This window comes from Roseateles sp., assembly GCF_047654805.1.
In the GTDB taxonomy this organism is placed as follows: Bacteria; Pseudomonadota; Gammaproteobacteria; order Burkholderiales; family Burkholderiaceae_C; genus Pelomonas.
In genome coordinates this window covers 3,493,170-3,517,547 of sequence record NZ_JASGIV010000001.1, presented here as the reverse complement: position 1 = coordinate 3,517,547, position 24,378 = coordinate 3,493,170, and the positions used below count along the sequence as shown (strand labels likewise).

26 protein-coding genes and 1 pseudogene are annotated in these 24,378 nt (G+C 66.6%); 16 read left to right on the top strand and 11 right to left on the bottom strand.

Going from position 1 to position 24,378, the window contains the following annotated elements; translation table 11 throughout:
* The first annotated feature begins 71 nt into the window (after positions 1-71).
* Positions 72-566 carry an ornithine carbamoyltransferase gene (locus QM732_RS15930; protein ID WP_415657083.1) on the top strand — a complete coding sequence of 165 codons (495 nt, stop codon included), beginning with the start codon at positions 72-74 and terminating at the stop codon, positions 564-566.
* A gap of 4 nt (positions 567-570) precedes the next feature.
* Here the strand turns inward: QM732_RS15930 and QM732_RS15925 are convergent, their stop codons facing one another.
* Positions 571-1,341 (bottom strand): substrate-binding periplasmic protein, encoded by a 771-nt coding sequence (locus QM732_RS15925; RefSeq protein WP_415657082.1) that lies wholly within the window; start codon positions 1,339-1,341, stop codon positions 571-573.
* Between the two features lie 244 nt (positions 1,342-1,585).
* Positions 1,586-2,140 carry an NUDIX hydrolase gene (locus QM732_RS15920; RefSeq protein WP_415657081.1) on the bottom strand — a complete coding sequence of 185 codons (555 nt, stop codon included), beginning with the start codon at positions 2,138-2,140 and terminating at the stop codon, positions 1,586-1,588.
* A gap of 32 nt (positions 2,141-2,172) precedes the next feature.
* Here QM732_RS15920 and maiA point away from each other — a divergent pair, with 32 nt between their 5' ends.
* Complete coding sequence (gene maiA, locus QM732_RS15915) at positions 2,173-2,808, top strand: maleylacetoacetate isomerase (protein WP_415657080.1); 636 nt, start codon at positions 2,173-2,175, stop codon at positions 2,806-2,808.
* The gene (gene pgeF, locus QM732_RS15910) at positions 2,798-3,550 is read left to right on the top strand and encodes a peptidoglycan editing factor PgeF (RefSeq protein WP_415657079.1); all 753 of its coding nucleotides are present in this window, start codon (positions 2,798-2,800) and stop codon (positions 3,548-3,550) included. Before maiA ends, pgeF begins: the two co-directional genes overlap by 11 nt.
* Here pgeF and QM732_RS15905 read toward each other — a convergent pair.
* Entirely contained in the window at positions 3,458-3,736 is a 279-nt protein-coding gene (locus QM732_RS15905; protein WP_415657078.1) for a hypothetical protein, read from the bottom strand. The genes pgeF and QM732_RS15905 overlap by 93 nt on opposite strands.
* A 120-nt stretch (positions 3,737-3,856) precedes the next feature.
* On the opposite strand from QM732_RS15905, the gene phaC reads away from it, so the two are divergent.
* Genes phaC through phbB form a run of 3 tightly spaced genes read left to right on the top strand, consistent with a single transcriptional unit; the run spans position 3,857 to position 7,500 of the window.
* Positions 3,857-5,530: a class I poly(R)-hydroxyalkanoic acid synthase gene (phaC, locus tag QM732_RS15900; protein WP_415657077.1), complete on the top strand. Its 1,674-nt coding sequence runs from the start codon at positions 3,857-3,859 to the stop codon at positions 5,528-5,530.
* Between the two features lie 13 nt (positions 5,531-5,543).
* The gene (locus QM732_RS15895) at positions 5,544-6,728 is read left to right on the top strand and encodes an acetyl-CoA C-acetyltransferase (protein ID WP_415657076.1); all 1,185 of its coding nucleotides are present in this window, start codon (positions 5,544-5,546) and stop codon (positions 6,726-6,728) included.
* Positions 6,729-6,762: 34 nt separating this feature from the next.
* Entirely contained in the window at positions 6,763-7,500 is a 738-nt protein-coding gene (phbB, locus tag QM732_RS15890; RefSeq protein ID WP_415657075.1) for an acetoacetyl-CoA reductase, read from the top strand.
* Here phbB and QM732_RS15885 read toward each other — a convergent pair.
* The 5 genes and pseudogenes from QM732_RS15885 to QM732_RS15865 form a co-directional block, all read right to left on the bottom strand.
* Positions 7,451-7,909 (bottom strand): DUF2269 family protein, encoded by a 459-nt coding sequence (locus QM732_RS15885; protein ID WP_415659397.1) that lies wholly within the window; start codon positions 7,907-7,909, stop codon positions 7,451-7,453. The genes phbB and QM732_RS15885 overlap by 50 nt on opposite strands.
* A 193-nt stretch (positions 7,910-8,102) precedes the next feature.
* A pseudogene (locus QM732_RS15880) lies at positions 8,103-8,522 on the bottom strand (NAD-dependent epimerase/dehydratase family protein); the annotation flags it as partial.
* A gap of 3 nt (positions 8,523-8,525) precedes the next feature.
* Complete coding sequence (locus QM732_RS15875) at positions 8,526-8,891, bottom strand: hypothetical protein (protein ID WP_415657074.1); 366 nt, start codon at positions 8,889-8,891, stop codon at positions 8,526-8,528.
* 32 nt (positions 8,892-8,923) lie between these two features.
* Positions 8,924-9,358 (bottom strand): thiol-disulfide oxidoreductase DCC family protein, encoded by a 435-nt coding sequence (locus QM732_RS15870; RefSeq protein ID WP_415657073.1) that lies wholly within the window; start codon positions 9,356-9,358, stop codon positions 8,924-8,926.
* Between the two features lie 77 nt (positions 9,359-9,435).
* Positions 9,436-10,026: a GbsR/MarR family transcriptional regulator gene (locus QM732_RS15865; protein ID WP_415657072.1), complete on the bottom strand. Its 591-nt coding sequence runs from the start codon at positions 10,024-10,026 to the stop codon at positions 9,436-9,438.
* A 106-nt stretch (positions 10,027-10,132) separates the two neighbouring features.
* On the opposite strand from QM732_RS15865, the gene QM732_RS15860 reads away from it, so the two are divergent.
* The 10 genes from QM732_RS15860 (at position 10,133) to ntrC (ending at position 20,216) form a co-directional block, all read left to right on the top strand.
* Positions 10,133-10,945, top strand: coding sequence for a TIGR00266 family protein (locus tag QM732_RS15860; protein ID WP_415657071.1), 813 nt, complete (start codon positions 10,133-10,135; stop codon positions 10,943-10,945).
* A gap of 105 nt (positions 10,946-11,050) precedes the next feature.
* Positions 11,051-12,037 (top strand): YncE family protein, encoded by a 987-nt coding sequence (locus QM732_RS15855; protein WP_415657070.1) that lies wholly within the window; start codon positions 11,051-11,053, stop codon positions 12,035-12,037.
* Positions 12,034-12,822, top strand: coding sequence for a polysaccharide deacetylase family protein (locus tag QM732_RS15850; RefSeq protein ID WP_415657069.1), 789 nt, complete (start codon positions 12,034-12,036; stop codon positions 12,820-12,822). Before QM732_RS15855 ends, QM732_RS15850 begins: the two co-directional genes overlap by 4 nt.
* Positions 12,765-13,796: a sterol desaturase family protein gene (locus QM732_RS15845; protein ID WP_415657068.1), complete on the top strand. Its 1,032-nt coding sequence runs from the start codon at positions 12,765-12,767 to the stop codon at positions 13,794-13,796. The genes QM732_RS15850 and QM732_RS15845 overlap by 58 nt, the downstream gene beginning before the upstream one ends.
* Entirely contained in the window at positions 13,796-14,626 is an 831-nt protein-coding gene (locus QM732_RS15840) for an EI24 domain-containing protein (protein WP_415659396.1), read from the top strand. The genes QM732_RS15845 and QM732_RS15840 overlap by 1 nt, the downstream gene beginning before the upstream one ends.
* 3 nt (positions 14,627-14,629) lie before the next feature.
* Complete coding sequence (locus tag QM732_RS15835) at positions 14,630-15,421, top strand: competence/damage-inducible protein A (RefSeq protein WP_415657067.1); 792 nt, start codon at positions 14,630-14,632, stop codon at positions 15,419-15,421.
* A gap of 159 nt (positions 15,422-15,580) precedes the next feature.
* Positions 15,581-16,996 carry a type I glutamate--ammonia ligase gene (glnA, locus tag QM732_RS15830; protein WP_415657066.1) on the top strand — a complete coding sequence of 472 codons (1,416 nt, stop codon included), beginning with the start codon at positions 15,581-15,583 and terminating at the stop codon, positions 16,994-16,996.
* Between the two features lie 96 nt (positions 16,997-17,092).
* Positions 17,093-17,584 (top strand): hypothetical protein, encoded by a 492-nt coding sequence (locus QM732_RS15825; protein WP_415657065.1) that lies wholly within the window; start codon positions 17,093-17,095, stop codon positions 17,582-17,584.
* A gap of 27 nt (positions 17,585-17,611) precedes the next feature.
* On the top strand, positions 17,612-18,709 hold the full coding sequence (gene glnL / locus QM732_RS15820; RefSeq protein ID WP_415657064.1) for a nitrogen regulation protein NR(II): 1,098 nt from the start codon (positions 17,612-17,614) through the stop codon (positions 18,707-18,709).
* A 34-nt stretch (positions 18,710-18,743) separates the two neighbouring features.
* Positions 18,744-20,216 carry a nitrogen regulation protein NR(I) gene (gene ntrC / locus QM732_RS15815; protein ID WP_415657063.1) on the top strand — a complete coding sequence of 491 codons (1,473 nt, stop codon included), beginning with the start codon at positions 18,744-18,746 and terminating at the stop codon, positions 20,214-20,216.
* A gap of 16 nt (positions 20,217-20,232) precedes the next feature.
* On the opposite strand, the gene nirD is transcribed toward ntrC, so the two are convergent.
* From nirD to QM732_RS15800, 3 genes are all read right to left on the bottom strand, one after another.
* Positions 20,233-20,556: a nitrite reductase small subunit NirD gene (gene nirD / locus QM732_RS15810; RefSeq protein ID WP_415657062.1), complete on the bottom strand. Its 324-nt coding sequence runs from the start codon at positions 20,554-20,556 to the stop codon at positions 20,233-20,235.
* A gap of 13 nt (positions 20,557-20,569) precedes the next feature.
* On the bottom strand, positions 20,570-23,101 hold the full coding sequence (gene nirB, locus QM732_RS15805) for a nitrite reductase large subunit NirB (protein WP_415657061.1): 2,532 nt from the start codon (positions 23,099-23,101) through the stop codon (positions 20,570-20,572).
* Between the two features lie 294 nt (positions 23,102-23,395).
* Positions 23,396-24,352, bottom strand: a complete 957-nt coding sequence (locus tag QM732_RS15800) for an MBL fold metallo-hydrolase (protein WP_415657060.1) — start codon at positions 24,350-24,352, stop codon at positions 23,396-23,398.
* Positions 24,353-24,378 lie beyond the last annotated feature (26 nt).

The following is a 24,378-nucleotide window of genomic DNA, read 5'->3' as shown; positions in this document are numbered from 1 at the left end:
CAACAAAGGAGATTCCGCCGGGTTGACTTTCATCAAGGCCCGCACATTCCGCTTCGCTACGCTGCCGAGCCATGTGTTCCGCAGACCGCGAGGGTGCCGTCGGCGCCGACTTGTCAAGCCCCGTCGAGGCAGCCGCCCTGTTGCGGCATGCCCGGGTTCTCGCTCGGGCGGACGCGTCCGCCCGGCAGTTGATGGCGGGCAAGCAGCTGGCGCTACTGTCGCCCGATTGCGCCGACGAAGGCGCGGTCGAGTTCATCCAGGCAGCCAAGGCGCTTGGCGCCCACGTATCCTTCGTGCAATCCGGGCTGGACGAGACCAGCAGCGAGCCGCAGATCGACGCCACGGCCCGCATGCTGGGTCAGCTCTACGATGCGGTGGAATGCCAGCACCTGCCGACCGACCTGGTGCGGCGCATCGCCCGCGGCGCGGGCATCCCTGTCTTTGCCGGCTTGGCCATGCCGGGGCATCCCACCGCGGCTTTGGCGGAGGCGCTGGACGGCGACGCAAGCCGCCAGGTCAAGCGTCGCAGCATCCTCCAGGCGGCCCTGCTCGTCAGCCTCGGCTGAAACCCTACAGCGCCGTGACGGGCCTGTCCACGCCCCAGCGGCGATAGAGGTCGCCCGCCGGAGCGGTGCGCAGCCACTGCTCGAAGGCCTGGTCGTAGCGCTGCGACAGCGACTCGCCCGCGGCGCTGCGCGCGAAGGCCATGTGGCCGTGCAGCACATCCAGTGGCGGCGAACAGCGTGCAACGGCGTCGGCCACATGCAGGCGTTGCAGCACGGGCAGACAGTTCCGGTCATTGGCTGCGAAGAGTTCGACCCGACGCTTGGTCAGCATCTGCAGGCCGGCGTCGACGTTTTGCACCCAGGTCAGTTGGTTCAAGGAGGTCTTCATGCGCTCGAAGCGGCTGCCATAGGCCCAGCCGCGCACAGCAGCCACAGGCGTCTGTGCCAGTTCGGCGAATTCGCCTGTCCAGCGTGTCTCTTCGCCACGGCGCGCGTACCACACCATGGCGTCCGAGTAGAAGGCTCTCACGCTGAACAGCATGCGGGCCTCGCGTTCGGGTGTGCGGTAGGGGCCGATGAGGATATCGGCTTCGCCCTGCTCAAGCATCAGTTGCGCGCGCGACCAGGGCACCCATTCGCAGCGCACGCCGTCGCCGAAGAGCTGGCCCAGGAGGTCCACCGCCAGGCCCCTCGGAGCCTGGCCTTCGGCGCCCTCGAAGATGCGTGCGAACTGCGAGCCGACAGCGCGCAGCGGCGTCGCTCGGGCCGGCCGCACCAGCCCAAGGCCGGCCATCCAGCCCAGTCCGGCCTTGCACCACACACGTCGCGTCGTCATGCCCGTTCCACTCCCGTCGACGGATGCCGTCGATGATGCGTCCCCGATCAGGGAATGTCGACCTCAGGGCGCAAGTTTTAGCGCCACGAGCGTCACGGCCGTCGTCGACATGATGATCCGTGCGGCGAGCGATAGGCGGGGCCGAAGATCTCGTTCCACCTGGCCTAGGGCAACTGGCGCTGCTCGGGGCTCAGGTGGCAGGGCTTGATGATCAGCGCGACGACCGGCAAGACCTTCGAATGACTCATTGCAGATCCATGCTGAAGAGCTCGAAGGGTCTGCCGGCACGACGGTCATCGAAAAAGCGGGCCAGTGTCTCGCGCGTTGTCCGGAAGGCGATGCTGTCCCAGGGCACCTCCTCCTCGGCGAACAGGCGCGCCTCCAGTGATTCGGGCCCAGGCTCGAAGCGGCTGGAAAGGAGTCGCGCACGGTAGAACAGATGCACTTGTCCGACCTTGACGACGTTGAGGAGGCTGTAGAGCGGCAGCAGTTCGATCTGCGCGCCGGCCTCCTCCTGCGTTTCGCGCAGCGCGCCTTGCGCCGTCGTCTCCCCCAGCTCCATGAAGCCGGCCGGCAGCGTCCACAGGCCGTGGCGCGGCTCGATGGCGCGGCGGCACAGCAGCACGCGGCCATCTTCCTCCAGCACCGGCAGTGTGCCCACCACGTTCAGCGGGTTCTGGTAGTGGATGCTCGCGCAGGCCGGGCAGACGGCGCGCTCGCGGTTGTCGTCCGCGGGAATGCGGTAGTCCACGGCGGCGCCGCAGTTGGGGCAGTGCTTGAAGCGGATCGGGAAGGGCATGGGGCCAGTTTAGAGGCGCAAAATCGCAGGCCATGAAGCTCTACAACTACTTCCGTTCCTCGGCCTCCTGGCGCGTGCGGATTGGCCTCGCGCTCAAGGGCCTGGACTACGACTACGCGTCCATCCATCTGCAGAAGAACGAGCAGTTCGCCGAGCCCTTCGCCAACCAGCAGGTGTCGCATCTGGTGCCCGCTCTGGTGTTGGACGACGGACGCTGGCTGAGCCAGTCCATGGCCATCCTCGAGTACCTGGACGAGACCCACCCGGAGCCGCCGCTGTTGCCGCGCGACGCGGTCGAGCGGGCGCAAGTGAGGGCGCTGGCCCAGGACATCGGCTGCGACATCCACCCCATCAACAACCTGCGCGTGCTGCGCTACCTGAAGAACGACCTCGGCCAGGAGCAGGAGACGGTGGACCGCTGGTACCGCCATTGGGTCGCGACGGGCCTGGCCGTCGTCGAGCAGCGGCTGGCAAGGACAGCCGGGCGGTTCAGCTTCGGCGACGCTCCGGGTTTGGCCGATTGCCTGCTGGTGCCTCAGGTCTACAACGCCCAGCGCTTCGAATGTCCGCTGGAGGATTACCCCACGGTGATGCGCGTGAATGCTGCCTGCCTGGCCCACCCGGCGTTCGCGAACACGCATCCCAGCGTTTGCCCCGATGCAGCCTGACGCGGGCTGGCTGCGACCCGGCCGCGACGAGCTGGGGCCGGGCGTGACGGCCTTCATGACGACGCGCGGTCTCAACTTCGGCCGCAAGGCGGGTGATCCCGGACAGGTGCGGGAGAACCGTGCGGGGCTGGCTGAGCTGCTGGGCGCGCGGCCCATCTTCCTCGACCAGGTCCATGGCGCCGACGTCGTTCGCCTGCTTGCCGATTGGCATGACGACAACGCCCCGCGAGCGGACGCGGCGGTGTCGACCGACCCGAACCTTGCCGTGGCCATCCTCGTCGCCGATTGTCTGCCCGTGTTGTTCAGCGCGCCCGGCGGCGTGGCAGGTGCGCACGCGGGCTGGCGCGGCCTGGCGGCCGGTGTGCTGGAGAACACGGTGGCCGAACTCTGCGCCGCCGCGGCCTGCGAGCCGCGCGACGTGAAGGCCTGGCTGGGCGCCTGCATCGGCCCCGAGGCCTTCGAGGTGGGGCCTGAGGTGGTGCAGGCCTTCGGTCGTGAACCGCTGGCGCACGACCAGCCGGGCTTCCTCTACCGTCCCAACCCCGGGCCGCGTTGGCGCGCCGACCTGGGTGCACTGGCCCGGGAGCGATTGACCTCGGTCAATGTCACTCAAATCAGCGGCGGGGCCTGGTGCACGCTGACCGATGATTCACGCTTCTTCTCGTTCCGGGGCGAGGCGCTCGGTCGGCCTCGCGGCCGTATGGCCGCCTGCATCGCCCTCGGACGGGGATTCGGCCGCTAGTTCGGCTGCGCGCCGGCGCCGTTTGCGGCCTGGCGTGCCGAGGATGTAGAGCAACAGGCCCAGGGGAAGGACGCCGTAGAGCATCAGTGTGACGAAGGCGCCGAGCAGCGTGCCCTGCGGGCTCGTGGCTTCGGCGGCAGCCATCATCAGCGCCACATAGGCCCAGGCGATCGCAACGAGGTACATGGCGGCTTCGTGTCATTGGCGCGTCAGCGCCTGCGGTTACAAAACTGGTTCGGCGGAATGTGGCAAGCTTATTGCAACGGACCGAGACAACGCCGCCGCGGCGGGAGATCCGAGGAAGACATGGCCACTCGCAAGAAGAACGACGCGCCGCCCGGGATGGAGGCGCAGCCCTTCGCGGAGCTGATGCAGCAGATGGCGCATCTGCCGCAGATCTCGCCGACGGCGCTGGCCGAACTTCAGGCCGACTACCTGAAGCAGGCTACGGCCCTGTGGAACGCCTCGCTGGGACAGGGCGAGGCTCCGGCCGTCGGCGACCGCCGCTTCGCCGCGCCCGAATGGCGGGCCAGCCCGGCTGCCAGCTTCATGACCCAGCTCTACCTGCTCAATGGCCGCACGCTGGGCAGGATGGCCGAGCAGGTGGAGGCCGACGACAAGACCAAGGCACGCATTCGCTTCGCCGTGCAGCAGTTCGTCGATGCAGCCTCGCCAAGCAACTTCCTGGCCCTGAACCCCGAGGCGCAGAAACTGGCCCTGGACAGCCACGGCGAGACTCTTGCCCGAGGCCTGCAGCATCTGTGGGGCGACGTGCAACGCGGCCATGTGTCGCAGACCGACGAAAGCGCCTTCGAGGTAGGCAAGAACGTCGCGACGACGGCCGGCAGCATCGTGTTTGAGAATGAGCTGTTCCAGCTCATCGAGTACGCGCCGCTGACGAAGACGGTGCATGCCCGACCCTTCCTGCTGGTGCCGCCCTGCATCAACAAGTTCTACATCCTCGACCTGCAGCCGGACAACTCGTTGATCCGCTATGCCGTCTCCGAGGGGCACCGCGTCTTCGTCGTCAGCTGGCGCAACCCTGACGATTCGGTCAAGCACCTGGGCTGGGACGATTACATCGAGCACGGGGCCGTCCAGGCCATCCGTGTCGTGCAGGAGATCTCCGGTCAGGAGCAGATCAACGCGCTGGGCTTCTGTGTAGGCGGCACCATCCTCGCGACGGCGCTCGCAGTGCTGGCCGCCCGCGGCGAGCAGGCGGCAGCCAGCCTCACTCTGCTGACCACGCTGCTGGACTTTGCCGACAACGGCATCCTGGACATTTTCGTCGACGAGGCTTCCGTTCGGCTGCGTGAAGCCACGTTGGGCGCCGAGGCGCCGCAGGGCCCGCAACTGTTGCATGGCCAGGAGCTGGCTACGACCTTCAGCTTCCTGCGCCCCAACGACCTGGTCTGGAACTACGTAGTCGGCAACTATCTCAAGGGCGAGGCGCCGCCGGCCTTCGACCTGCTGTACTGGAACGGTGACTCGACCAACCTGCCCGGGCCGATGTACTGCTGGTACCTGCGCCACACCTATCTGCAGAACGAACTGAAGCAGCCGGGCCGACTGACCGTCTGCGGCGAGACGCTGGACCTGGGTGCCATCGAGGCCCCGGTCTACGTCTACGGCTCCCGCGAGGACCACATCGTGCCCTGGCAGGCCGCCTACCGGAACACGCAGATCCTCAATGGCAAGAAGCGCTTCGTCATGGGCGCCTCGGGCCACATCGCGGGTGTCATCAACCCGCCGGCCAAAGGCAAGCGCAGCCACTGGATCGCCAGGAGCGCGGCGCTGCCCGCCGACCCCGAGGCATGGCTGAAGAGCGCGACCGAGCATCCGGGCAGTTGGTGGACCGACTGGTCCGCCTGGCTGGCCTCGCATGCAGGCCCACGCAAGCCCGCGCCCAAGGCGCCGGGCAGCCGCAAGTTCAAGGCGATCGAGCCCGCGCCCGGTCGCTACGTCAAAGTCAAAGCCTGAAGGAGACCTCACCATGAGTCAGCAAGACATCGTCATCGTCGCCGCGGCCCGTACCGCCATCGGCAAGTTCGGCGGCACGCTCGCCAAGACGCCCGCCAGCGAGCTGGGCTCCGCTGTCATCCAGGACCTGCTTCGTCGCACCGGCCTGGCGGGTGACCAGATCGGCGAGGTCATCCTCGGCCAGGTGTTGACGGCCGGCGTGGGCCAGAACCCGGCCCGACAAGCCGTCATCAAGTCTGGCCTGCCCCAGGCGGTGCCGGCCATGACTATCAACAAAGTCTGCGGTTCGGGCCTGAAGGCCGTAATGCTTGCCGCGCAGGCCATCCGCGATGGCGACAGCGAGATCATCATCGCCGGCGGCCAGGAGAGCATGAGCCTGAGCCCCCACGTGCTGCCCAACTCGCGTGACGGCCAGCGCATGGGCGACTGGAAGATGATCGACACCATGATCGTTGACGGCCTGTGGGACGTGTACAACCAGTACCACATGGGCATCACCGCCGAGAACGTCGCCAAGAAGTACGGCATCACCCGCGAGCAGCAGGATGCACTCGCTCTGGCCAGCCAGCAGAAGGCCGCTGCGGCCCAGGACGCCGGCCGCTTCAAGGACGAGATCGTGCCCTTCACGATCCCGCAGAAGAAGGGGGACCCCATCGTCTTCTCGGCCGACGAGTTCATCAACCGCAAATCCAACGCCGAGGCCCTGGCCGGCCTGCGTCCCGCCTTCGACAAGGCCGGCAGCGTGACCGCTGGCAATGCCTCGGGCCTGAATGACGGCGCGGCCGGTGTGGTGGTCATGACGGCCGCCAAGGCCGCGGCCCTGGGCCTGACGCCGTTGGCGCGCATCGCCTCCTACGCCTCGGCCGGCCTGGACCCGGCCTACATGGGCATGGGTCCGGTTCCCGCTGCGCGCAAGGCGCTGGAGCGCGCCGGTTGGAAGCCCTCCGACCTGGACCTGCTGGAGATCAACGAGGCATTCGCGGCCCAGGCCTGCGCCGTGCACAACGAGATGGGTTGGGATACCAGCAAGGTCAACGTCAACGGCGGCGCCATCGCGCTGGGCCACCCCATCGGCGCTAGCGGCTGCCGCGTGCTCGTCACGCTGCTGCATGAAATGGTCAAGCGCGACGCCAAGAAGGGCATCGCGTCGCTGTGCATCGGCGGTGGCATGGGCGTGGCCCTGACCGTCGAGCGCTGAGAAAACTATCACCCACCACGACAGGAGACATCCAATGAGCCAAAAGATTGCCTACGTGACCGGCGGCATGGGCGGCATCGGCACCGCCATCTGCCAGAAGCTGGCCAAGGCGGGCTTCAAGGTCATCGCCGGTTGCGGCCCCAGCCGCGACTACCAGAAGTGGCTGGATGAGCAGAAGGCCCTGGGCTTCACGTTCCACGCTTCGGTCGGCAACGTGGCCGACTGGGGCTCGACGGTGGAGGCTTTCACCAAGGCCATCAGCGAACACGGTGCCATAGACGTCCTCGTCAACAACGCCGGTATCACCAAGGACCGCATGTTCCTGAAGATGACGCCCGAGGACTGGAAGGCCGTCATCGACACCAACCTGAACTCCATGTTCAACGTGACCAAGCAGGTCGTGCCGGGCATGGTCGAGAAGGGCTGGGGCCGCATCATCCAGATCAGCTCCGTCAACGGCGAGAAGGGACAGGCCGGCCAGACCAACTACTCGGCCGCCAAGGCCGGCATGCATGGTTTCACGATGGCGTTGGCCCAGGAGTTGGCAAGCAAGGGCGTGACGGTCAACACCGTGAGCCCCGGCTACATCGGCACCGACATGGTCAAGGCCATCAAGCCCGAGATCCTGGACAAGATCGTCGCGACCATCCCGGTGAAGCGCCTGGGCACTCCGGAAGAGATCGGCTCTGTCGTCACCTGGCTGGCCGGGGACGACAGCGGCTTCACGACCGGTGCTGACTTCTCCTGCAACGGCGGCCTGCACATGGGTTGATCGCCTGCGGAACCTCCCGCCTGCCAAGCCGATTCCGCAAGGGATCGGCTTTTTTGCCGCAATGCTCGCGCTGTCCAAGCGGGCTCAGGCCCACAGCGGAGGCTTGTTCACCATCAGGCAGCACATCCCCAGCATGGTCGCGAAGGCCGGGTAGCCCAGGCGCTCCCAGGCGCTCCCATGCGACCTGCCAGCGACGGTACATAGCGCCTGGCTGCCGACGCTTTGCGCGGGCGGCCTCGATTTCGCGAGCCATCCGGCATTGCAGCCACAGCACCGGCAGCAAGCAGCCGCCCGCCAGCACGGAAAGCGCGACGGATAGCAGCAACCACGGCGTCGTCAGCAGCCAACCCGCGGTGTGGGCGAGCCAGGCGCCCGTGAGCGGTTGAGCGAGAGCTGCCGCGTGCGGCACGGCGACGAGCGATCCAGTCCGCCACCGTCGCGGCTTCGGGACCCATGGCCGTCCACGAGGCGGCGGGCGTGGGCGAGGTGAGCGCGGCGACGATGCCGGCGGCCAGGTCTTGCGCGCGGATGGGCTGTACCCGGCAGCGCGCCACGCTGGCAGGCAGGGGCAGCCAGGGCAGGCGGCTCAGGAGCTCCAGCATGTGACTGCTGACGCCACCTGGCCCGATAACGAGGCTGGGCCGCACGATGAAGGCGCGTCCGGCAAGCGCGACCTCTCCCGCATGCTTGCTGCGCGCATAGGCGCTGATTCCGCCGCACAGCGCCGAGAAATGCACGAGGCGAGCAACGCCCTCGGTGTCGCAGGCGCGCGCCAGGGCGAACGGAGCGCGGTGGTGCAGCAGGTCCAGCAGATCGAGGGCGCTGCCGGCCTGGTCGCGCAGGCAGCCCGCCGCGTAGACAGCACCGTCCACGCCCGCCAGCAGGGGCTTCCAGGCTCCTGGACGTTCCCAGGCAGTGAAGGGCCTCAAGCTGGCCCGCACCGCCTCATGCCCGGCCTTGGCGAGCGTCGCGCAGATGTGGCGGCCGATGAAGCCGCCTGCACCGATGACGAGGACCTTCATGGCTCAATCCAGGCGCCGGCCATCAGGGTGTTCGGTGGCGACCATGCGCCGCTGCACGGGCGCCCAGACACGCTGCGCGATGGTTGCGATGCTGACGAAGCAGCCTGCCGCCGTCAGCAGCAGTGCGCGATGGATGGCAGTCAGCGGCTCGCCGGTGAACTCGCCGAACACCAGGGCCAGCACCAGTGTGCCTGCCACGGCCAGCACGTAGGCACTGCGCACCCAGAACTGCGCGCCGGCCGCGCCAGGCAAGGGCTCGGGGCACATCGAGTTCAGCACGGGGATCAGGATGGGCCGAAGGTAGCTGATCGCGACGATGGGGCCGACGATGGCGATGATGAGGGTGACGGTGAAGTTCAGTTCCGACATGGTGCTCTCCTTGGGTTGAAAGGGCAGGTGCCTCAGCGCAGGCTGCAACTGCCGTCGGTGCAGGGCAGGGGATGGGCGCGGTCCTGCGCACGCAGAAAGCCGTGCACCAGCGCATGGGGCAGCCGGTAGCGGTTGCGCACGACCCATGGATAGGCGCGGGCGGCGAAGCGGGCGACCCACGGCCTGCGCAGCCAACGTGCCACGCGGGTGAAGCCGGTGGCGGCGTAGATGACCTCGAAGGCGGGGATGCCAACGAGCCAGGTGCCATTGGGTGTGCGGACGTGCATGAGGCTCGACATCGCGTCGAGATCCGGGCCGAGCAGCGTGGGGTCGAAGCCTGGTGCGGCAATGTCGACGAAGGCCAGCAGGCCCGCGGCGTTGCGTTGCATCAGCAACTCCATCTCGCCGCGGCACAGCCGGCAGGCGCCGTCGTAGTAGACCGTATGGACGCTTTTGTTTGCATTCATGGCAGTTATTTCTGTCTGTAGTGAAAATCGCTGGCAAAAAAAGAGGCCCGTTGGCTGGGCCTCGCATTTCGTCGGTGCTATCCCATGGGAGGAATCGGCGGCGTGGCCGGAAAGACGGCGGCCGTCACCGCGTGCTCACTGCTGTCACCCGGCCGCACGAAACGCTGCACCTGCGCACCCAGCCGCAGGATCTTCTCCAGCGTGGCAGGCGTGAGCCGCAGCATCTCGTCGCTCCAACTGCCGAGCGTCTGCATGAAGTCCAGCGTGCTGCGCAGCCGGTCCTGCATCGCCGGTGGCTCGGCGGCTAGCCGCGGATCGGCCGACAACTCGCGCAAAAGTGCCACGGTCGGGTCGAACTCACGCTCCTTGCGCTCGCGCACGATGGTGCGGAACAGCTCCCACACGTCGCCCGACGTTTCGTAGTAGTCGCGCCGGTCACCCAGCAGATGGGTCACGCGGATCAATCGCCAGTTCAGCAGTTCCTTGAGGCTGTTGCTGACGTTGGAGCGCGCCAGGGACAGCGTGTCGGCGATCTCCTCTGCATGCAGAGGCTGGCCGTGCGCGTAGAGCAGCGCGTGGATCTGCGCCACGCTGCGATTCACACCCCAGTTGGATCCCATCTCGCCCCAGTGGACGATGAAGCGGCGGCCGATGTCAGTGAGTTCCATGATTGATAGCGTACTTCGACGGAAATTTCTGTCAATAGAGAAATTTAAGATCGTTAAACCCACCGTAGCTATCATGCGGCCCGTTTTCCCTGACAGGAGCGGTTGCATGGCGATGGATGTGGTGGACTACGAGATCAAGGGCGCGGAGATGCAGTTCGTCGAGGTTGAGCTCGACCCCGGCGAGGCAGCCATCGGCGAGGCAGGCTCGATGATGTTCATGGACGCCGGCATCAGCATGGACACCGTGTTCGGCGATGGCTCGGCCAACCAGGGTGGCTTCTTTGGCAAGTTGCTCGGCGCGGGCAAGCGGCTGGTCACCGGCGAGTCGCTATTCACGACCATCTACACCAACCAAGCGAGCAGCAAGCTGCGCGTGGCGTTCGCCGCGCCCTATCCGGGCAAGATCCTGCCCATGGAATTGGCGGCGCTCGGCGGCACACTGATCTGCCAGAAGGATGCCTTCCTGTGTGCCGCGCGTGGCGTGTCGCTGGGCATCGCGTTCCAGCGCAAGCTGTCCACCGGCTTCTTTGGTGGCGAGGGCTTCATCATGCAGAAGCTCGAGGGCGACGGCCTGGCCTTTGTGCATGCCGGTGGCACGGTGGTGAGGCGCACGCTGCAGCCGGGGCAGACTCTGTTGGTGGACACGGGTTGCGTGGTGGCATACACGCCCGGCGTGGACTTCGAGATCCAGTATGTGGGCAAGATCAAGACGGCCCTGTTCGGCGGAGAAGGGCTGTTCCTGGCCAAGCTGACCGGCCCCGGCGAGGTCTGGCTGCAGAGCCTGCCGTTCTCGCGCCTGGCCTCCCGCATCTTCGCCGCGGCGCCGCAGAACGGTGGCCGCAGAGAGGAGGGCTCGGTGCTGGGCGGCTTCGCCGCCGGCGGCCTCCTGGGCGGTGTGCTGGGGGGCGATGACGACTGAGTTCGGCTTGACCTGGCGCAGAGTCTGAGCAGCCCCCCCCCGGGTAAACTCAGAGCCGAGACAGTCAGGGCGGCATGGAGCCGCCCTTTTTCTTGGAGTGCTGGAATGTTGCGCAGTTGGGCGTTGGCCTTGGGATGGCTGGTGGCACTGGGGGCTCAGGCCCAGCCGACGCGTCCGCCGATCTTCGTGCTCAATTCCCTGGCGGCAGACATCGCAGTCGTCGACCCGGTCAGCTTTACCGTCGTCAAGCGCATTCCCACCGGCAAGGAGCCCCACCACCTTTACCTGTCACCCGACGAGAGGTCGCTGATCGTCGCGAATGCGCTGGGCGATTCGCTGACCTTCATCGACCCGCGCACGGCCGAAGTGCAGCGCGTGGTGCGTGGCATCTCCGACCCCTACCACCTGCGTTTCTCCCCGGACATGAAGTGGTTCGTCACCGCGTCTAACCGGCTGGACCGTGTTGATCTCTACCGCTGGCAGGGCAGCGTGGCAGCCGAGCCGCTGCAACTGGTCAAGCGCATCCCGGCTCCCAGGACGCCCAGCCATCTGAACATCGACACCAAGAGCACGACGCTTTATGTCAGCCTGCAGGACAGCGACGAGCTGCTGGCCATCGACCTGGCGACGCAGGCCGTCAAATGGAAGCAGCCGGTCGGCAAGATGCCGGCCGACATCTACCTGTCGCCGGATGACCGCTTCTTGCTGGTGGGCCTGACGGGTGACCGCTTCGTCGAAGTATGGGACGTCAGCGGTGCAGCGCCCAGGCTGGCCAAGCGCATCCAGACCGGCGACGGTGCCCATTCCTTCCGAGCTTGGGGCGACAAGCGACATGTGCTGGTCAGCAACCGCGCGGCCAACACCATCAGCAAGATCGACCTGACGACGCTTGCCGTTGTCGACCAGTTCCCCGGCCCGGCCGGCCCCGACGACATGGAGCTGCTGACCGATGGCCGCACGCTGCTGTTCACGTCGCGCTGGGCCGGCAAGCTCACGCAGGTGGACACGGTCACGCGTAAGGTCGTGCGCCAGGTCAAGGTGGGCAAATCGCCGCATGGCATCTGGACGCTGGACCATCAACCCCGGCTATGAAGTGGTTGTCCCTTGCGCTCGTGGCAACGGCGGCCACGGCCTGTGTTCATGCATCGGCCGCTTGCGAGAAGCCGGTCTACCTCACTTTCGACACCGGCCACATGGGTGTGGCCCCGCTGATCGCCGACACGCTGAAAAAGCACAACGCGCGCGCCACCTTCTTCCTTGCCAGCGAGCCGACCAAGACAGGTGGCACGACACTGGACGACAGTTGGGCGCCTTGGTGGCGCGAGCGGGTCGCCGAGGGCCATGACTTCGGTGCCCACACCTGGGACCACGATGTCTTCTTGCAGGACCTGCCGGATGTGGATAGCAAAGTCACCCGCTTCAAGTTCCGCACTCAGGCCGGCATCAACCCTCCGGTCGTGCGCGAACTAACGGCCGAACAGTACTGCGAGAGCCTGCACAAGGTCGGCACGCGCTTCACGGCAATGACCGGCAAGCCACTGGGGCCGATCTTCCGTGCGCCGGCCGGGCGCACGTCACCGGCGCTGCTGAACGCGGCCAAGGCCTGCGGCTTCACGCACGTGGGCTGGAGCCGTGCGGGCTTCCTCGGTGACGAGCTGCCCAGCCAGAGCCATCCGAACGCCCAGTTGCTGGAGAAGGCGCTGCGTGACATCCGGCCGGGCGACATCCTGCTGGCCCACCTGGGCATCTGGGAGCGCCAAGACCCCTGGGCGCCGGCGGTGCTGGAGCCGCTGCTGACCGGTCTGGAGCAACGCGGCCTATGCTTCGCACCGTTGCGCGAGCATCCCCGCTACGCGCCGTTGTTCGCCAAGCCGTGATCGACTGGATTTCCAACACCTTTGACAGCCTGCAGCTGGCCCTGTACGAGGCCGTCGTGCAGCCGTTGGTTTTTGGCATGGGGCTGGGCAACCTTCTGGAGGATGCTTTCGACGCGACCGGCTGGCTGCTTCTGGGCTTGTTGCAGATCGCCATCATCCTGCTGGGCATCGGTCTGCTGGAGCGCCGCTGGCCGGTCGAACCAGTGACAGACCGTGCGGCCGTGCGCACCGATGTTCTTTACACGCTGATCCACCGCCTGGGCCTGGTGCGGCTGGTGATGTTCTTTAGCGTCCAGCCGCTGTGGGACGGCATCGCCGGCCAGCTGCGCCTGGCGGGTCTGCCAACCTGGCAACTGGACGCCGTGTGGCCCGGTGTGACCGACATCGCGTGGGTGAGCTTTCTGCTCTATCTCGTCGTCTTCGACTTCGTGAACTACTGGCTGCACCGCGCACAGCACCAGTTCAACTGGTGGTGGGCCCTGCACAGCCTGCACCACAGCCAGCGCCAGATGACGATGTGGAGCGACAACCGAGTCCACCTGCTCGACGACGTCATCCTCGCCACCGCCTTCGCGCTGCTGGCGCGCTTCATCGGCGTCGAGCCGGGGCAATTCGTCGCCATCGTCGTCGTCACCCAGCTGCACGAAAGCCTGCAGCATGCGAACGCCCGCATCAGTTTCGGCCGATTCGGCGAGCGGCTACTGATCAGCCCGCGCTTCCACCGTCTGCACCACAGCATTGGCATAGGCCACGAATCCGGCGGCCGTGGCACGCTGGGCGGGCATAACTTCGGCGTGCTGCTGCCGCTGTGGGACATGCTGTTCGGCACGGCCAATTTCGAGAACCGCTTCGATGCGACCGGCGTGCGTGACCAGTTGCCTGAGGAGGGCGGTCGCGACTACGGCCGCGGCTTCTGGCGCCAGCAGTGGCTGGGGATGAGGCGGCTGGCCACTTCTTTCCGAAAGCCCGCTTGATGCAAGGTCTGGCCGACTCTTTCTGGCGCGCCGCCGCCTACTGCCTGCACCCGCGCGTGATCGCGCTGTCGCTGCTGCCGCTACTGATCGCCGGTGTACTGGTGTTCGGCTTCATGTACTTCTTCTGGGAGGGCGCTGTCGCCGGTGTGCGCGCGACGCTGGAAAGCTGGCTGCTCATCGAGAGTTTGCTGCAGTGGCTGGACACCATGGGCCTGCAGTCTTTTCGCAGCGCGCTATCGGCGCTGGTGGTGCTGGCCGGCGTGCTGCCCGTCGTCGTCGTGCTGAGCCTGCTGCTGGTGGCTTTGTGCATGACGCCTGCCATCGTGGGCCTGGTCGCGCAACGGCGCTTCACGCTGCTGGAGAGGAAGCGCGGCGGTACGCTGCTGCAGAGCATCGCGACCTCGCTGGGCGCCACGGTGATCGCGCTGGTGCTCATTCTTCTGTCCATGCCTCTGTGGTTGATCCCGCCGCTGGTCATGGTGCTGCCGCCGTTGATCTGGGGCTGGCTGGCCTACCGCGTCTTCGGCTTCGACGTGCTGGCCGAGCACGCCTCGGCCGACGAGCGCCGCACGCTGCTGAGAGAGCACCGCATCCCCATGCTGACCATGGGCGTCATCTGCGGCTATCTCGGCGCCGCGCCGTCGCTGATCTGGGCCGTCAGTGCGCTGACCATCGTGCTCGCGCCCTTCGTCGTGCTGCTGGCGATCTGGCTTTACACGCTGGTGTTCGCCTTCTCCACGGCCTGGTTCACGCATTACGCGCTCGCCGCGCTGCAGGCCAGGCGCGCTGCTGAGCCGGTGGCGGAGTCGGCCGTTGTCATGGAAGTCTGAACCATGCAGGTGGGTCTCTTCATCATTGGCGACGAGATCCTTTCGGCCAAGCGCCAGGACTCGCATCTAGGCAAGTTCATCGAGCTGTTGTCCCTGCGTGGCATGCAGCTCGCATGGGCGCAGTACCTGGGCGATGACCGGGAGCTGCTGACGGCACGGCTACGCGAGGCCTTCGCCAGCGGCGACCTCGTGGTCAGCTGCGGCGGCATCGGCGCCACGCCCGACGACCACACCCGCCAGGCCGCCGCGGCCGCACTGGGCCGGCCGCTCGCGCTGCACCCTGATGCGCGCGAGCTGATCTGGCAGCGTGTGCAGCAGATGGCGGCAGAGCAGGGCGTGATGGCCGATGCGGACCACCCGGACACGCTGCGTCGTTTCCAGATGGGCGTCTTCCCAGAAGGCGCCGCCCTTGTTCCCAACCCCTACAACAAGATCCCAGGCTTCAGCGTCGGTCATGTGCACTTCGTGCCCGGCTTTCCCGTCATGGCGCACCCAATGATGGCCTGGGTATTGGATCGCTACCCGCAGTTGCACCGTCAGGTCGGCGTCACGGAGCGCTCGCTGATCGTGCAGGGCGCCATGGAAGCCAGCCTGACACCGCTTATGGAGGCCATCGAGGCCGAGTTCGCCGGCATCAAAGTCTTCAGCCTGCCCAGCGTTGATCATCCGCGCTGGGGCCGATGCATCGAGTTGGGTGTCAAGGGACACCCGGAACTGCTTGCCCCGGCCTATGACGCCCTGAAACAGGGCGTGATCCATCATGGTGCATCAATAAGCACCGAGATGGTGCGATAGTGTTCGCACCGTCACGGGCAGCGCCACATAATGTCCGCAGTTGCGGGCGACAACCCATGTCGGTGCATCTGGCATGCAACCTGCTTTGAATCCCCTGTGGCCGCTGGCGCGCGTGTGCTGGCGGCGGCAATCCACCCTCGATCCCGCTAGGAGCTTTTGATGGCCAAGACCGTCGCCGACGTGATGAACATGGTGAAGGAGAACGAAGTCAAGTTCGTCGACTTCCGCTTCACCGATACCCGTGGCAAGGAGCAGCACGTTTCCGTGCCCGTCTCGCACTTTGACGAAGACAAGTTCGCGTCGGGTCACGCCTTCGACGGCTCCTCGATCGCCGGCTGGAAGGGCATCGAGGCCTCGGACATGCTGCTGATGCCCGATCCCAACACGGCCAACATCGACCCCTTCTTTGAAGAGCCGACGCTGATCCTGTCGTGCGACGTCGTCGACCCTGCCGATGGCAAGGCCTACGAGCGCGATCCCCGCTCGCTGGCCAAGCGTGCCGAGGCCTACCTGAAGGCCTCCGGTCTGGGCGACACCGCCTACTTCGGCCCGGAACCCGAGTTCTTCATCTTTGACAGCGTGCGTTGGGGCAACGAGATGTCCGGCTCGTTCTTCAAGATCGAATCGGAAGAAGGCGCCTGGAACTCCTCCAAGGAATACGAGCACGGCAACAGCGGCTACCGTCCCACCGTCAAGGGCGGCTACTTCCCCGTGCCGCCGGTCGACAGCGGCCAGGACATGCGTTCGGAGATGTGCCTGATCCTTGAACAGATGGGCATTCCGGTCGAAGTGCATCACCACGAAGTGGCCAATGCAGGCCAGATGGAAATCGGCACCAAGTTCAGCTCGCTGGTCCAGCGCGCGGACTGGACGCAGCTGCAGAAGTACATCGTTCAAAACGTCGCCCATGCCTACGGCAAGACCGCGACCTTCATGCCCAAGCCCCTGGTCGGTGACAACGGCTCCGGCATGCACGTGCACCAGTCCGTGTGGAAGGACGGCAAGAACCTGTTCGCCGGCGACGGCTACGCCGGTCTGAGCGAATTCGCGCTGTACTACATCGGCGGGATCATCAAGCACGCCCGCGCCCTGAACGCCATCACCAACCCCGGCACCAACAGCTACAAGCGCCTGGTGCCCGGCTTCGAAGCCCCGGTCAAGCTGGCCTACTCTGCCAAGAACCGCTCGGCCTCTATCCGCATCCCCTACGTGGCCAACCCGAAGGGCCGCCGCGTCGAGGCGCGCTTCCCGGATCCCTCTGCCAACCCCTATCTGGCCTTTAGCGCGCTGTTGATGGCTGGCCTGGACGGCGTGGAGAACAAGATTCACCCGGGCGAAGCCGCCACCAAGGACCTCTACCATCTGCCGCCCGAGGAAGACGCGAAGATCCCGACCGTCTGCCACAGCCTCGACCAGGCGCTGGAGTACCTGGACAAGGACCGTGCCTTCCTGACCAAGGGTGGCGTGTTCACGGATTCCTACATCGATGCCTACATCGAGCTGAAGATGCAGGAAGTGACCCGCTTCCGCATGGCGACCCACCCGGTCGAGTTCGACATGTACTACGCCCTGTGATGGCGATGGGCAGCATCACCGCTGCCTGGCCATCCCTGGAAAGGGGCCGCCCGCGCGGCCCCTTTTTTGTTGCCGTGTCTGGGCCACAATCCCCGCATGCTGAATCGACTGCTGGCACCGTTGTTCGTTCTGGCCAGCCTGGGTGCTCAAGCCCAGGGCACGGTCTACCGTTGCCCCGGCCCGCCGGTGCTCTACACAGATGCGCTGTCCGCCAAGGAAGCCAGCGAGAAGGGGTGCCGCACGATCGAAGGCACGCCCATCACCGTCCTGCAGGCGCCCAAGCCGCGCACCAGCGCGGCGGCGGCGCCCGCCGGGGAGGGGGCTCGCAGTGGTGATGGTCGTGTCGAGGCCGGCCAGCAGCGTGCACGTGACGACGAGCGTCGCCAGGTGTTGCAGGCCGAGTTGCGTCAGGCCGAGGAACGGCTGGCGAACGCGCAGCGGGACTTCAGCAGCGGCCAGAGCGAGCGGCGTGGTGACGAGCGCAACTACCAGAAGTATCTGGACCGCATGGCCGAACTCAAGGACAACATCGCCCGCTACGAGGCTGATGTCCAGGCGCTCAAGCGCGAAATCTCCAAGCTTCCCTGACCGCTGGCGCACGCACCAGCGTGCGCCATGACTGATACCTCCCTGTTGCCGGCCGAGTTTGCAGGCCTGGACCTGCTGGCCACCATGGTCGTCGTCGTCAGTGCCGATGGCGAATGCCTGTTCGCCAATGCGGCCTTCGAGAACGGCATGCGGCTGTCGCGTCGCACGGTGCAGAAGGCCCAGTTGCCGGACTGGTTCGCCGATGCCCAGCGTCTGACCGAGACACTGGCCGGTGTCGCTGCCAACCACTACTCCAGCAGCCGCTTCGACGCGTTGCTGCGCCGCGGCTCGTGGGCCCATGAGGATGGGCTGCCGGTGCACGTCATCGTGTCGCAGATGGATGCGGGTGAGGATGGAGCGCCGCGCGTGCTCGTCGAGCTCATCGAGATCGCGCAGCAGGCACGCCAGGACCGCGACGAGCGCAATCTCGACCAGGTGCAGGCTACCAAGGAGCTGACCCGCAACCTCGCCCACGAGATCAAGAACCCGCTGGGTGGCATCCGTGGCGCGGCTCAGCTGCTGGCGCTGGAGCTGCAGGACGGAAGCGCCGAGCTGACCGAATACACCCAGGTCATCGTTCACGAGGTGGACCGACTGCAGAGCCTGGTCGACCGGCTGCTGGCGCCGCACCGGCGTGCCCATGTCGTCGGCGACGTCAACATCCACGAGATCTGCGAGCGGGTGAGGGCGCTAGTGCTCATCGAGCACCCCAAGGGCCTGACCATCACGCGCGACTACGACACATCGCTGCCCGACTTTCGTGGCGACCGCGAGCAGTTGATCCAGATGGTGCTGAACATCGTGCAGAACGCCGCTCAGGTGCTGGGTTCGCGCATCACGGCCGGTGACGCACAGATCGTGCTGCGCACGCGTGTCGCCCGGCAGGTCACCATCGGCAAGCAGCGCTGGCGCTTGGCATTGGAATTGCATATCGAGGACAACGGTCCCGGCGTCCCTGCCGAGATCCGGGATCGCATCTTCTTTCCCCTGGTTTCAGGGCGGGAGGGCGGCTCCGGCCTCGGACTCACGCTCGCGCAGACGATCGCCCAACAGCACCAGGGCATGATCGACTGCGAGAGCGAGCCGGGCCTGACGAATTTCCGAATCACGCTGCCCTTGCCTTGAGGCCACAAGCCGACGGGACGGGCTGAGGAACCTCATGAAATCCATCTGGGTTGTTGACGACGACCACTCGATCCGCTTCGTGCTCGAGAAGGCCCTGGCCCGCGAGGGGCTGCCGGTGCGCAGCTTCAGCAATGCGCGCGACATGCTCGCCGCGCTGGACGACGACTCCCCGCAGGTGCTGGTGTCGGACATCCGCATGCCGGGTGGCTCGGGGCTGGAGCTGCTGGCCAAAGTCAAGGCACGGCTGCCGGCCCTGCCCGTCATCATCATGACGGCCTACTCCGACCTCGACAGCGCGGTTTCGGCCTTCCAGGGCGGCGCGTTCGAGTACCTGCCCAAGCCCTTCGACCTGCCGCGCGCCGTCGAGCTGATCCGCCGCGCGCAGGAGGAGAGCCAGCGCGAGGCCGGTGACCAGGAGGCTGCGGCTCAGGTGCCAGAGATGCTTGGCCAGGCGCCAGCCATGCAGGACGTCTTCCGTGCCATCGGCCGGCTGTCGCAGAGCAACGTCACCGTGATGATCACGGGCGAGAGTGGCTCGGGTAAGGAGCTGGTCGCCCGCGCGCTGCACAAGCACAGCCCGCGTGGCGAGGGGCCTTTCGTCGCCATCAACACGGCTGCCATCCCCAAGGATCTGCTGGAGAGCGAACTCTTCGGCCACGAACGCGGTGCCTTCACAGGAGCCCAGGCCTCGCGACGCGGCCGCTTCGAGCAGGCCGACGGTGGCACGCTGTTCCTCGATGAAATCGGTGACATGCCGTTCGAGCTGCAAACGCGGCTGTTGCGCGTGCTGTCAGATGGTCAGTTCTACCGCGTCGGCGGCCATAGCCCGCTGCGCAGCAACGTGCGAGTTATCGCCGCCACGCATCAGAACCTGGAAGAGCGTGTGCGCCAGGGCGTGTTCCGCGAGGACTTGTTCCACCGCCTCAACGTCATCCGCCTGCGCCTGCCGCCGTTGCGCGAGCGCCGCGAGGATGTGCCCGCGCTGGCCCGCCACTTCCTGCAGCGCAGCGCGACGGAGCTGGGTGTCGAGCCCAAGCGCCTGTCCGATGCCGCGCTGGCCGTGTTGGCCCACTTCGACTTCCCCGGCAACGTCCGCCAGCTGGAGAACATCTGCCACTGGCTGAGCGTGATGGCACCCAGCCAGGTCATTGAACCTAAGGACTTGCCGGACGAACTACAGCCCGGCTATGTGCCGGCGCCTTCCACCACGGCGATGACCGGCGCGATGCCGACCCAGCCTGGTGTCGTCGTGGCGCCACCCGTCAGTGCGCCGGCCAGTACCAGCAGTGGTGAGGGCTGGCTGGCCGAGATGGCCGCCGACGCCCGTGCCCGGCTGGCCGCTGGCGAGGCGGACGTTTGGGACGCGCTGACCAAGCGCTTCGAGGCCCAGCTCATTCTGACCGCGCTGGACATCACTCGCGGCCGCCGCATAGAGGCTGCGCAGAAGCTCGGCATTGGCCGCAACACGATCACGCGCAAGATCCAGGAACTGGGCCTGGACGTCTGAGCCGGGCGCAGCCCGGTCAGCCCAGAGCGACGAGCACGCGGCCGTCCCGTATGTGCACCATATGGGTGCGCACAGACTGCTCGGGAGCCTCTATGCACTCGCCGGTGTTGAGGTCGAAATGGTTCTTGTAGAGAGGCGAAGCGACGACGACGCGTTCGCCCAGATTTCCGACCAGACCGCGCGCCAGCACGCTGGCGCCGGAGCGCGGGTCGATATTGTCGATGGCATGGAAGCAGCCCGCGCCGACGCGGAACACGGCCACGTGCCGGTCGCCGATACGGGCGGCCACGCCGGTGTCGGGCAGGATCTCGTCGACGGCGCAGATGGGGATGTAGGTCATATCAGCTCCTTGATCAGGCGGTGGCCTCGAGGCGCTCCTCGGCGCGCTCGTCCGGGCGCGCAGGACGGATCTGCCCGCGCTCCTGCACGAAGACGATCCGTTCGTCGGGGGTCTCGCTGTTGACGAAGGAGCGGAAACGCTGGCGCACCTGAGGAGTCGTGACGGCCGTCTTCCATTCACACTGGTAGCTGTCCACCAGGGCCTGCATTTGCGCCTCCAGCTCGGCCCCGAGGCCCAGGCTGTCGTGGACGATCACATCCCTCAGATAGTCCAGTCCGCCTTCGAGGGCCTCGCGCCAGGTGCTGGTGCGCTGCAGGCGGTCTGCCGTGCGCACGTAGAACATCAGGAAGCGGTCGATGAGCTTGAGCAGCTCCTCCTTGCCGAGGTCGCTGGCGATCAGTTCGGCGTGGCGAGGCTTCATGCCCCCATTGCCGCAGACGTAGAGGTTCCAGCCCTTGTCGGTGGCGATGATGCCGACGTCCTTGCCCTGCGCCTCGGCGCACTCGCGTGTGCAGCCGGAGACGCCGAACTTGATCTTGTGCGGCGCACGCAGGCCCTTGTATCGGTTCTCGATCTCGACGGCCAGGCCCACCGAGTCGTCCACGCCATACCGGCACCACGTGCTGCCCACGCAGCTCTTCACCGTGCGCAGCGACTTGCCGTAGGCATGGCCGCTTTCGAAGCCGGCGGCGATCAGCTCCTCCCAGATCAGCGGCAACTGCTCGATGCGGGCGCCGAACATGTCGACGCGGGCGCCGCCGGTGATCTTGGTATACAGGCCGTATTTCTTGGCCACCTGACCCACAGCGATGAGGCCGTCGGGTGTCACCTCGCCACCCGGCATGCGCGGCACGACGGAGTAGCTGCCGTCCTTCTGGATGTTGCCCAAGTAGTAGTCGTTGCTGTCCTGCAGTGCTGCCAGCTCGGGCTTGAGCACGAAGTCGTTCCAGCAAGACGCGAAGATGCTGGCGACCGCGGGCTTGCAGATGTCGCAGCCCAGGCCCTTGCCATGCTTGACCAGCAGGTCGCTGAAGGTCTTGATGCCTCCGACCCGGATCAGGTGGTACAGCTCCTGGCGCGATTGCTGGAAATGCTCGCAAAGGTGGTTGCTGACGGCTAGGCCGCGCTTGGACATCTCCAGCTTCATGACCTGCGTGACAAGTGGCACGCAGCCGCCGCACGTAGCGCCCGCCTTGGTGCAGGCCTTGATCTCGCTCATCGTCGTGCATCCCTCGCCGACGGCCGCGCAAATCTGACCCTTGGTGACGTTGTTGCAGGAGCACAGCTGGGCGCTGTCCGGCAGGGTGTCGGGACCGACGCCAGCCTTGGCCTTGCCGTCGCTGCTGGGCAGGATAAGGAACTCGGGGTCGACCGGCAGCTTGATGCTGTTGAGCGCCATCTGTTGCAGCGTGCCGTACTCGGCCGCGTCGCCCACCAGGACGGCGCCCAGCAGCGTTGAGCCGTTCTCGCTGACGACGATCTTCTTGTAGACCTGCTTGCGCTCGTCCACATACTGGTAGCTGCGGCACCGTGCAGTCTTTCCATGCGCGTCGCCGATGCTGGCCACATCCACGCCCATCAGTTTGAGCTTGGTACTGAGGTCGGCGCCGGCGAAGGCTGCACTGGCGTCACCCGCGATATGGCGTGCGGCCACGCGAGCCATGTCGTAGCCTGGTGCGACGAGGCCGTAGGTCTGCTCGTTCCAGGCCGCGCATTCGCCGATGGCATAGACGTTGCGGTCGCTGGTGCGGCAATGGTCGTCGATGACGACGCCGCCGCGCGGACCCGTGGCCAGCACGCACTGGCGGGCAATCTCGTCGCGCGGACGGATGCCGGCGGAGAACACCAGCATGTCGGTCTCCAGCCAACTGCCGTCGGTGAAGACGAGCCTGTGGCGGGCGCTGGCACCGTCGGTGATCTCGACGGTGTTGCGCTGGGTGTGCACCCGAACGCCCAGTGCCTCAATCTTTTCGCGCAGCACTCGGCCGCCGGTCTCGTCGATCTGCACGGCCATCAGCCGCGGCGCGAACTCGACGACATGGGTCTGCAGACCCATGTCGCGCAGCGCCTTGGCGCATTCCAACCCCAGCAGGCCGCCGCCGATGACGACGCCGCTCTTGGAGACCTTGCCGCTGGCCTGCATGGCCTCCAGGTCCTCGATGGTGCGGTAGACGTGGCAATGCAGACGCTCGCGACCCGGCACGACCGGTACGAAGGGGACGGACCCCGTCGCCAGCACCAGCTTGTCATAGGGGATGACCTCGCCATCGGCCGTCGTCACCGTGTGGTTGCGGCGCTCGATGGCAACGGCCCGGGTGGCCAGGCGCAGCTTGAAGCCGGTGGTCTCGAAGAAACCTGGTGGGACGAGCGACAGTGCTTCGGCCGATTTGCCGGCGAAGAACTCGGACAGGTGCACGCGGTCATAGGCCGCGCGCGGCTCCTCGCACAGCACGGTCACCCTGATGTCGGCGCCAGCGGCGCTTTCAGCCAGGGATTCGAGAAACTTCTGGCCCACCATTCCGTGGCCGATGAGGACGATGTGCATGTCTGTTCGAGCGAGGCAGGCTGCGGCGGCCGGGCCATGCAGGCCAGGCCGGAGCCAACAATGAAGAAGGCCCCGAGAGCAGCGGTCTGCTCGGTCGGGGCCGGGAGATGAGGTTCGCCGCCTTTGGCGATGCTTGGGGAGCAGAGGGCCGCTCCAGCGCGGCGCCTCAGGCAGCACGTCGCAAGACGCATGCCCGCGCTGCAGTTGGTTCGCTCCTGGGAGGGCCACCGCGCCGCAACGCTGCGGCACTGCCGCGGTGCGGTGCGGTGCACCGCGGCGGGGCGCTCCGCCCTGTCAGCGGGCTGCGCGGTCCAGCATCACTTCAAGACCCTGCGCGTTGAGCTCGGCATCCAGGGCTAGCCAGTCGGCGGCCTCGGCGCCACCCGGGTGGCCATGCGTATGCAGCCGGGCCAGGTAGCTTGCCAGCAGGCCTGTCTTGAGTCGTTCATGGCGGTGGGGCGCCGTGCGCAGCGATTCGGCCAGCGCGACCATCTCGTCCACCTGATCCAGCAGCAGCTTGGCGAGGCGGCGCACCTCCTCCACGCTGCCGCCGATGCGGCCATAGTGTGTGACCAGCATGGCCCGCGGCTCGGCGGCCAGCAGGCGGGAGACCGTGGCCTTCAGCGCCTCGGGCTCGAACTGCACCGGCGTGCTGGTCGGCAGGATCCAGGCGCGGCCTCCGACGTCGAAGGCGCGGTAAGACAAGCCGAAGGTGTCGCCGGTGAACCAGCTGCGGCTGCGTTCATCCCAGATCGCATGATGATGCTTGGCATGGCCGGGGCTGTCGATGACCCGCAGCGGCCGGCTGGCCAGGTGGATGACCTGCTCGTCATGTGTCGCCTCCGCGCGCTCGGCCGGTACGGGAACCAGCTTGCCGTAGCTGCGCTGCATCTCTGCTTCACCGTAGACAGCCAGCGCCCCCAGCCACAACGCCTTGGGGTCCACCATGTGGCGCAAGCCGCGCGGATGGACCAGGGCCCTGGCGTTGGGCAGCGCCTCCATCAGCAGGCCCACGCCGCCGGCGTGGTCGAGGTGCACGTGAGTCGGGATGACCCAGTCGACCGCGTCTGGAGCCAGGCCCAGCGCGTTCAGCGCCGCCAGCAGGCGAGGCACCGCATGGTTGGTGCCCGTGTCGATGAAAGCTGCGCGGCCGTCTTCCACCATCAGGAAGGCCGCGTCGAAGCGTGGGCGCTGGAAGCCGGTGTCGATGGCGTAGATGCCGTGACCGAGGTCTTCGATGAAATCAAGCATGGAAAGAGGGGCTTCCTAGAATCGCC

Excerpts from the sequence above, each read along its gene's own strand:
- QM732_RS15930 (WP_415657083.1), top strand. The coding sequence starts at position 72 with ATGTGTTCCGCAGACCGCGAGGGTGCCGTCGGCGCCGACTTGTCAAGC.
- QM732_RS15925 (WP_415657082.1), bottom strand. The coding sequence starts at position 1,341 with ATGACGACGCGACGTGTGTGGTGCAAGGCCGGACTGGGCTGGATGGCC.
- QM732_RS15920 (WP_415657081.1), bottom strand. The coding sequence starts at position 2,140 with ATGCCCTTCCCGATCCGCTTCAAGCACTGCCCCAACTGCGGCGCCGCC.
- maiA (WP_415657080.1), top strand. The coding sequence starts at position 2,173 with ATGAAGCTCTACAACTACTTCCGTTCCTCGGCCTCCTGGCGCGTGCGG.
- pgeF (WP_415657079.1), top strand. The coding sequence starts at position 2,798 with ATGCAGCCTGACGCGGGCTGGCTGCGACCCGGCCGCGACGAGCTGGGG.
- QM732_RS15905 (WP_415657078.1), bottom strand. The coding sequence starts at position 3,736 with ATGTACCTCGTTGCGATCGCCTGGGCCTATGTGGCGCTGATGATGGCT.
- phaC (WP_415657077.1), top strand. The coding sequence starts at position 3,857 with ATGGCCACTCGCAAGAAGAACGACGCGCCGCCCGGGATGGAGGCGCAG.
- QM732_RS15895 (WP_415657076.1), top strand. The coding sequence starts at position 5,544 with ATGAGTCAGCAAGACATCGTCATCGTCGCCGCGGCCCGTACCGCCATC.
- phbB (WP_415657075.1), top strand. The coding sequence starts at position 6,763 with ATGAGCCAAAAGATTGCCTACGTGACCGGCGGCATGGGCGGCATCGGC.
- QM732_RS15875 (WP_415657074.1), bottom strand. The coding sequence starts at position 8,891 with ATGTCGGAACTGAACTTCACCGTCACCCTCATCATCGCCATCGTCGGC.
- QM732_RS15870 (WP_415657073.1), bottom strand. The coding sequence starts at position 9,358 with ATGAATGCAAACAAAAGCGTCCATACGGTCTACTACGACGGCGCCTGC.
- QM732_RS15865 (WP_415657072.1), bottom strand. The coding sequence starts at position 10,026 with ATGGAACTCACTGACATCGGCCGCCGCTTCATCGTCCACTGGGGCGAG.
- QM732_RS15860 (WP_415657071.1), top strand. The coding sequence starts at position 10,133 with ATGGCGATGGATGTGGTGGACTACGAGATCAAGGGCGCGGAGATGCAG.
- QM732_RS15855 (WP_415657070.1), top strand. The coding sequence starts at position 11,051 with ATGTTGCGCAGTTGGGCGTTGGCCTTGGGATGGCTGGTGGCACTGGGG.
- QM732_RS15850 (WP_415657069.1), top strand. The coding sequence starts at position 12,034 with ATGAAGTGGTTGTCCCTTGCGCTCGTGGCAACGGCGGCCACGGCCTGT.
- QM732_RS15845 (WP_415657068.1), top strand. The coding sequence starts at position 12,765 with ATGCTTCGCACCGTTGCGCGAGCATCCCCGCTACGCGCCGTTGTTCGC.
- QM732_RS15840 (WP_415659396.1), top strand. The coding sequence starts at position 13,796 with ATGCAAGGTCTGGCCGACTCTTTCTGGCGCGCCGCCGCCTACTGCCTG.
- QM732_RS15835 (WP_415657067.1), top strand. The coding sequence starts at position 14,630 with ATGCAGGTGGGTCTCTTCATCATTGGCGACGAGATCCTTTCGGCCAAG.
- glnA (WP_415657066.1), top strand. The coding sequence starts at position 15,581 with ATGGCCAAGACCGTCGCCGACGTGATGAACATGGTGAAGGAGAACGAA.
- QM732_RS15825 (WP_415657065.1), top strand. The coding sequence starts at position 17,093 with ATGCTGAATCGACTGCTGGCACCGTTGTTCGTTCTGGCCAGCCTGGGT.
- glnL (WP_415657064.1), top strand. The coding sequence starts at position 17,612 with ATGACTGATACCTCCCTGTTGCCGGCCGAGTTTGCAGGCCTGGACCTG.
- ntrC (WP_415657063.1), top strand. The coding sequence starts at position 18,744 with ATGAAATCCATCTGGGTTGTTGACGACGACCACTCGATCCGCTTCGTG.
- nirD (WP_415657062.1), bottom strand. The coding sequence starts at position 20,556 with ATGACCTACATCCCCATCTGCGCCGTCGACGAGATCCTGCCCGACACC.
- nirB (WP_415657061.1), bottom strand. The coding sequence starts at position 23,101 with ATGCACATCGTCCTCATCGGCCACGGAATGGTGGGCCAGAAGTTTCTC.
- QM732_RS15800 (WP_415657060.1), bottom strand. The coding sequence starts at position 24,352 with ATGCTTGATTTCATCGAAGACCTCGGTCACGGCATCTACGCCATCGAC.